7 protein-coding genes are annotated in these 6073 nt (G+C 59.3%); 1 reads left to right on the forward strand and 6 read right to left on the reverse strand.

Features of this window, described 5'->3' with window-relative positions:
- Window positions 1-39: 39 nt before the first annotated feature.
- Genes HX815_RS30770 through HX815_RS30795 form a run of 6 tightly spaced genes read right to left on the reverse strand, consistent with a single transcriptional unit; the run spans window position 40 to window position 5035 of the window.
- Window positions 40-741, reverse strand: a complete 702-nt coding sequence (locus tag HX815_RS30770) for an ABC transporter ATP-binding protein (protein ID WP_003211664.1) — start codon at window positions 739-741, stop codon at window positions 40-42.
- A 1-nt stretch (window position 742) separates the two neighbouring features.
- Window positions 743-1510: a high-affinity branched-chain amino acid ABC transporter ATP-binding protein LivG gene (livG, locus tag HX815_RS30775; protein ID WP_003211663.1), complete on the reverse strand. Its 768-nt coding sequence runs from the start codon at window positions 1508-1510 to the stop codon at window positions 743-745.
- Window positions 1507-2760 carry a high-affinity branched-chain amino acid ABC transporter permease LivM gene (locus HX815_RS30780; RefSeq protein ID WP_003211661.1) on the reverse strand — a complete coding sequence of 418 codons (1254 nt, stop codon included), beginning with the start codon at window positions 2758-2760 and terminating at the stop codon, window positions 1507-1509. Before HX815_RS30780 ends, livG begins: the two co-directional genes overlap by 4 nt.
- A complete protein-coding gene (gene livH, locus HX815_RS30785) occupies window positions 2757-3680 on the reverse strand; it encodes a high-affinity branched-chain amino acid ABC transporter permease LivH (protein WP_003211659.1) in 924 nt (307 codons plus the stop codon). The genes HX815_RS30780 and livH overlap by 4 nt, the downstream gene beginning before the upstream one ends.
- Window positions 3680-3862 carry a hypothetical protein gene (locus HX815_RS30790; RefSeq protein ID WP_003211657.1) on the reverse strand — a complete coding sequence of 61 codons (183 nt, stop codon included), beginning with the start codon at window positions 3860-3862 and terminating at the stop codon, window positions 3680-3682. The genes livH and HX815_RS30790 overlap by 1 nt, the downstream gene beginning before the upstream one ends.
- Window positions 3863-3907: 45 nt before the next feature.
- Window positions 3908-5035, reverse strand: a complete 1128-nt coding sequence (locus HX815_RS30795) for a branched-chain amino acid ABC transporter substrate-binding protein (protein WP_087693197.1) — start codon at window positions 5033-5035, stop codon at window positions 3908-3910.
- Window positions 5036-5375: 340 nt separating this feature from the next.
- On the opposite strand from HX815_RS30795, the gene HX815_RS30800 reads away from it, so the two are divergent.
- Window positions 5376-5678 (forward strand): DUF2288 domain-containing protein, encoded by a 303-nt coding sequence (locus HX815_RS30800; RefSeq protein ID WP_177029455.1) that lies wholly within the window; start codon window positions 5376-5378, stop codon window positions 5676-5678.
- The last annotated feature ends 395 nt before the right edge of the window (window positions 5679-6073 follow it).

Consider the following 6073-nt stretch of genomic DNA (forward strand, 5'->3'; position numbering starts at 1 on the left):
CTCCCACAAAAGCCCGCTCATACATTGACCAGATGGGCATCAACCGCCCAAATAAGCCTCACGTACTTTCGGATCGGTCAGCAGTTGTTCGCCGCTGCCCTGCATCACCACGCGGCCGTTTTCCAGCACGTAGGCGCGGTCGGCAATCTTCAGCGCCTGGTTGGCGTTCTGCTCCACCAGGAACACCGTCACACCGTCCTTGCGCAGCTGTTCGATGATGTCGAAGATCTGCTGGATGATGATCGGCGCCAACCCCAGAGACGGTTCATCCAGCAACAACAGCTTGGGCTTGCTCATCAGCGCGCGGCCGATGGCGAGCATTTGCTGTTCGCCGCCGGACATGGTGCCGCCGCGCTGGCTGAAGCGTTCCTTGAGCCGCGGGAACAGGTGCAGCACCTTGTCCATCTGCTCCTGGTAATCGCCCTTGTCGGTGAAGAACCCGCCCATGGCGAGGTTCTCTTCCACGGTCAGGCGGGCAAATACCCGGCGGCCTTCCGGAACCACGGCAATGCTCTTGCGCATGATCTCGGAGGAGGCCTGGCCCACCAGCTCCTCACCCATGTAGCGGATGCTGCCGCTGTGAGCCTGGGGCGAACCGCACAGGGTCATCAGCAGCGTGGATTTACCGGCACCGTTGGCGCCGATCAGGGTAACGATTTCGCCCTGGCGCACTTCCACGTTGACGCTGTGCAGCGCCTGGATCTTGCCGTAGAAAGTGGAAACGTTTTCGAATTGCAGCATTTTACGCTTCCCCCAAATAGGCTTTGATCACTTCCGGGTTGTCGCGGATCTGCTCCGGCGTACCGTCGGCCAGTGGCGTGCCCTGGTTGATCACGACGATATGGTCGGAAATGCTCATGACCAGTTTCATGTCGTGTTCGATCAGCAGCACGGTGGCGTTGTTTTCTTCACGCAGCACACTGATCAGCGCCTTGAGGTCTTCGGTTTCCTTGGGGTTCAAGCCGGCGGCCGGTTCGTCGAGCATGAGGATCCGCGGGCGGGTCATCATGCAGCGGGCGATTTCCAGGCGCCGTTGCTGACCGTAGGCCAGGGTGCCGGCAGGACGGTTGGCAAACTCGGTGAGGTTGACCTTGTCCAGCCAGTACGCTGCATATTCCATGGCCTCGCGCTCGCTCTTGCGGAACGACGGCGTCTTGAACAGGCCGGCAAAGAAGTTGGTGTTCAGGTGGCGATGCTGGGCGATCAACAGGTTCTCGACCGCCGTCATGTCCTTGAACAACCGCACGTTCTGGAAGGTCCGCACCACGCCCTTGCGGGCGATCTCGTGGCCGGCCAGGCCCTGGATCGGCTGGCCGTCCAGCAGGATGGTGCCGCCAGCCGGCTTGTAGAAGCCGGTCAGGCAGTTGAACACCGTGGTCTTGCCGGCGCCGTTGGGGCCGATCAGGGCCACGACTTGTTTCTCTTGAACGGTCAGGGCCACGCCGTTGACCGCCAGCAAACCGCCGAAGCGCATGCTCAAGTTTTCGACTTTCAGGATCTCGCGGCTCATTTGCGCAGCTCCATGTGGGGACGTTGCATGGGCAGCAGGCCTTGAGGTCGCCAGATCATCATCAGCACCATCATGGCGCCGAACATCAACATGCGGTATTCGCTGAATTCACGCATCATTTCCGGCAGCAGGATCATCACGATCGCCGCGAGGATCACGCCCAGCTGCGAGCCCATGCCGCCCAGTACCACGATGGCGAGGATGATTGCCGACTCGATGAAGGTGAACGACTCCGGGGTCACCAGGCCTTGGCGCGCGGCGAAGAAGCTGCCGGCAAAACCGGCGAAGGTGGCCCCGAGGGTGAATGCCGAAAGCTTGATGACGGTCGGGTTCATGCCTAGTGCACGGCAGGCGATTTCATCTTCGCGCAACGCTTCCCACGCGCGACCGATCGGCATGCGCAGCAGGCGGTTGATCACGAACAGCGCCGCCAGTGCCAGCAGCAGGGCCACCAGGTACAGGAACACCACTTTGCTCACCGGGTTGTAGTCGATCCCGAAGTACTCGTGGAACGTCTGCATGCCTTCGGCCGCGGTGCGGTCGAACGTCAGCCCGAAGAACGTTGGCTTGGGAATGCTGCTGATGCCATTGGGCCCGCCGGTGATATCGGTGAGGTTACGCAGGAACAGACGGATGATTTCACCGAAGCCCAGGGTCACGATCGCCAGGTAGTCACCGCGCAAGCGCAGTACCGGGAAGCCCAGCAGGAAGCCAAATGTGGCCGCCGCCATGCCGGCCAGTGGCAGGCAGATCCAGAAGCCCCAGCCCAGGTAATGCGAGAGCAGCGCGTAGGTGTAGGCACCCACCGCGTAGAAGCCCACGTAGCCCAGGTCGAGCAAGCCGGCCAGACCCACCACGATGTTCAGGCCCAGGCCCAGCAACACGTAGATCAGGATCAGCGTCGCGATATCCACCGCACCACGGGAGCCGAAGAACGGCCAGATCAACGCGGCCACGATCAGGCCGATGATGATGTAGCGCTGGGTGCGCGGCAGGGTCAGGAACTGGCTGACCTTGGGCGATACCAACGGGCCACGGTTGGACTTGAGGAGTGCCCCGACCTGCTGAGTGAACAGCACGCGCAGGAACATCAACACCGAGCACAGGGCAATGATGGTCAACGTCACGGGACCGGTGCCATGCACTTCAAGGTTGATCCCGACAATGCTCAACTTGAGCCCGAGTACCGGGAAGGCCACGGCCCAGACCAGCAAGGCGCTGAAAAACGCCGATTTAAGATATCTGCTCATACTTTCTCAACCTCCGGACGGCCCAGAATGCCGGTCGGCCGGAACAACAGCACCAGAACCAATAGACCGAATGCCACCACGTCCTTGTACTGGTCACCGAATACGTCGGCGCCAAAGGCTTCAGCCACACCCAGCACCAGCCCGCCGAGCATCGCGCCCGGAATGCTGCCGATGCCGCCCAATACCGCCGCGGTGAAGGCCTTGAGGCCCACCAGGAAACCGGCGTTGGGGTTGATCACGCCGTACTGCATGCTCAGCAACACGGCAGCGATAGCCGCCAGTGCGGCACCGATGACGAAGGTCAGGGCGATGATGTTGTTGGTGTTGATGCCCAACAGGTTGGCCATCTTGATGTCTTCGGCGCAGGCCCGGCAGGCGCGCCCCAGACGGGAGCGGGAGATGAACAGGGTCAGGCCGAGCATCGCCACCAGGGTGACGACGAAGACCAGGATCTGCATATAGGAAATCAGCACTTCCTGTGCGCCGCCTGGGCCGAAGGAGATGCTCCCCGGGATCAGGTTGGGAATGGATTTGTCCTTGGAGTCCTGGGACAGCAATACGGTGTTCTGCAGGAAAATCGACATGCCGATCGCAGAGATCAGCGGGATCAAGCGGTTGCTGCCACGCAAGGGGCGGTACGCAACGCGTTCGATACTGTAGCCATAGGCACTGGTTACGACGATGGACGCCAGGAATGCGGCGGTCATCAACAGCGGCAGGGAATGGATACCCAGCATGGCCAGCCCGGCAAGGGCGATGAAGGCCACGTAGGAACCAATCATGTACACCTCGCCATGGGCGAAGTTAATCATTCCAATGATGCCGTAAACCATTGTGTAGCCAATGGCTATCAAGGCATAGGTGCTGCCAACGGTCATGCCGTTAACCAGCGTTTGGAAAAAATGATAGATCTCAGGCATTACAGCGCTCCTAAAAACCCGATACGCATTTCACTGGTGGAGTCAATTTCCGGCTCGGTGCCCTGTTCTGTGATCAGGTTGCACAAAGCGTTTGCCAGCGAACCGCTGGTGACGGTTTTAAGATTTTCAGGTGAGCCAGCGCCCGGATCGCGGGTGACAGGCCCATAAACCTCGTAAAACAAAGCCCACTGCTTGCACAGTGGGCTTGTTGACCAGTAACGCCTGGCTTACTGAGGGGAAACTTCGGTTTTTGGTTTGCCGAAGTGCCATTCGTAGACCACGAACTTGAAGTCCTTCAGGTCGCCCTTGGCGTCGAAGCTCAGGTCGCCGGTCGGGGTCTTGAAGGTACCGGCGTGGATGGCCGCTGCTACCTTGGCGGTGTCTTCGCTCTTCGCGGCAGCGATACCGCCGGCGATCACTTCAACAGCCGAGTAGGCCGGGAACACGAACGGACCGGTTGGGTCCTGCTTGTTCTTGGTGAACTCTTCAACGATTGCCTTGTTGGCAGGATCGGTGTCGAAGGATTTCGGCAGGGTAACCAGCAGGCCTTCGGAAGCGTTCTGGGCGATTTGCGAGATGGAGTCGTTGCCGACGCCTTCAGGGCCCATGAACTTGGCGTTCACGCCTTTTTCCTTGGCTTGGCGCAGGATCAGGCCCAGCTCAGGGTGGTAGCCGCCGTAGTAGACGAAGTCGACGTTGGCTTGCTTGAGCTTCTGGATCAGCGAACCGAAGTCTTTGTCGCCAGCGTTGATGCCTTCGAAGAGGGCAACTTTCACGCCTTTCTTCTCGAGGGTTTGTTTAACGGCGGTGGCGATGCCTTCACCGTATTGCTGTTTGTCGTGGATAACGGCTACGACTTTCGGCTTCACGTGGTCGGCGATGTAGTTACCGGCGGCAGGGCCCTGGGCGCTGTCCAGGCCGATGGTGCGGAAGACCAGCTTGTAGCCACGGGACGTGATTTCCGGGCTGGTGGCAGCCGGGGTGATCATGATCACGCCTTCGTCTTCGTAGATGTCGGATGCTGGCTGAGTGGAGCTGGAGCAAAGGTGACCGACCACGAACTTGACGCCGTCGTTGACCACTTTGTTGGCTACGGCCACGGCTTGTTTTGGATCGCAAGCGTCGTCGTATTCCTTGGCTTCGAGCATTTTGCCATCTACGCCGCCCTTGGCGTTGATGTCGGCGATGGCCTGCTTGGCACCCATGAACTGCATGTCGCCGTACTGGGTCACAGGGCCGGTTTTAGGGCCGGCAATACCGATCTTGATGGTGTCAGCTGCGAACGAATGGCTGGCAACCCCGGCCAGGACCATAGCGGCAAACAGTTTGGAAATCTGCTTAGTAGCCTTATTCATAGTGCTCCACTCTTACTGTTGTATTTTTTATAGTTCTAGCGGCCTTGTGAGCTGCAGAACCGGATCAGATATCTCGGATATCCCCCGGCAGCGGCCTGGCAACTGTACCGGTACAGTGTAGAGCGCCGGTTGATCGCTTGAAAAGCTGGCTGCTGGGGGCAAAACCCGGGTATGTCGCTTAAATGAAAGAAAAAGACAGAATTGCGGCGGGGTGATGCCAGAGTTTCGGGCAATCCTTGGCTTTCCTGACACTTTCGTTCGGTGCCTCATTTGCAACTGGGTTTTTCTGCCTGGGGCTCGACGGTATGATTGCGCCGATTTTTTCTTCAGGTGAACTCCCATGACGCAAGAACCTAGCACCCTCTATGCCAAGCTGCTTGGTGAAACTGCCGAAATTTCCTGGAAGGAGCTTGAGCCGTTCTTTGCCAAGGGTGCCCTATTGTGGGTCGACGCCGGGCTGGATTTGATCGAGGCCGCCGAGGGCATGGCTGAGGACAACCGTGAGAAAGTCGCTGCCTGGCTGGCTGCGGGGAGTCTTGGCGAGGTGTCTGCGACGCGGGCATTGGACCTGGTTGAGCGGGAGCCGAGTTTGTGGGCGGTGGTGGTTTCGCCGTGGATTCTGATCCAGGAAAGGGCAGTGTAGGAAATGCATGCGCGAAAAAGGTGCGTGATTTTTCCGAGTTTAAGTGTGTAGGCGGGTAACTGCATTTGCGGTGATGGCACCTTGCCGTAGAGAAAGGTCACAGGCGGGGGTTACGTGCGCGTCATGGGAACAGTTTTGGTAGCGGCGGAGTGCGGGGGGAATTGTTTCTGGGTATGTGTACATATCCGTTATTTAGGTAACGGCCACCTATGGTTCCGCTCTTACAGCGGGTCACTTTTGGCAAACGCCCCAAAAGTAACCAAAAGGTCTTTGCCCCACCACTCGGTGCCTCGCCTAGGCTCGGCATGCCCGCACTCCGGCCCGGTTCCGCGGGCCGCCGCGACGGGCCATCCATGGCCCGGCGCGGCTAAATCGGCATCCTTGCCGATTTACCC

Origin of the sequence: Pseudomonas sp. E6002 (assembly GCF_013385565.1) — a bacterium.
GTDB lineage: Bacteria > Pseudomonadota > Gammaproteobacteria > Pseudomonadales > Pseudomonadaceae > Aquipseudomonas.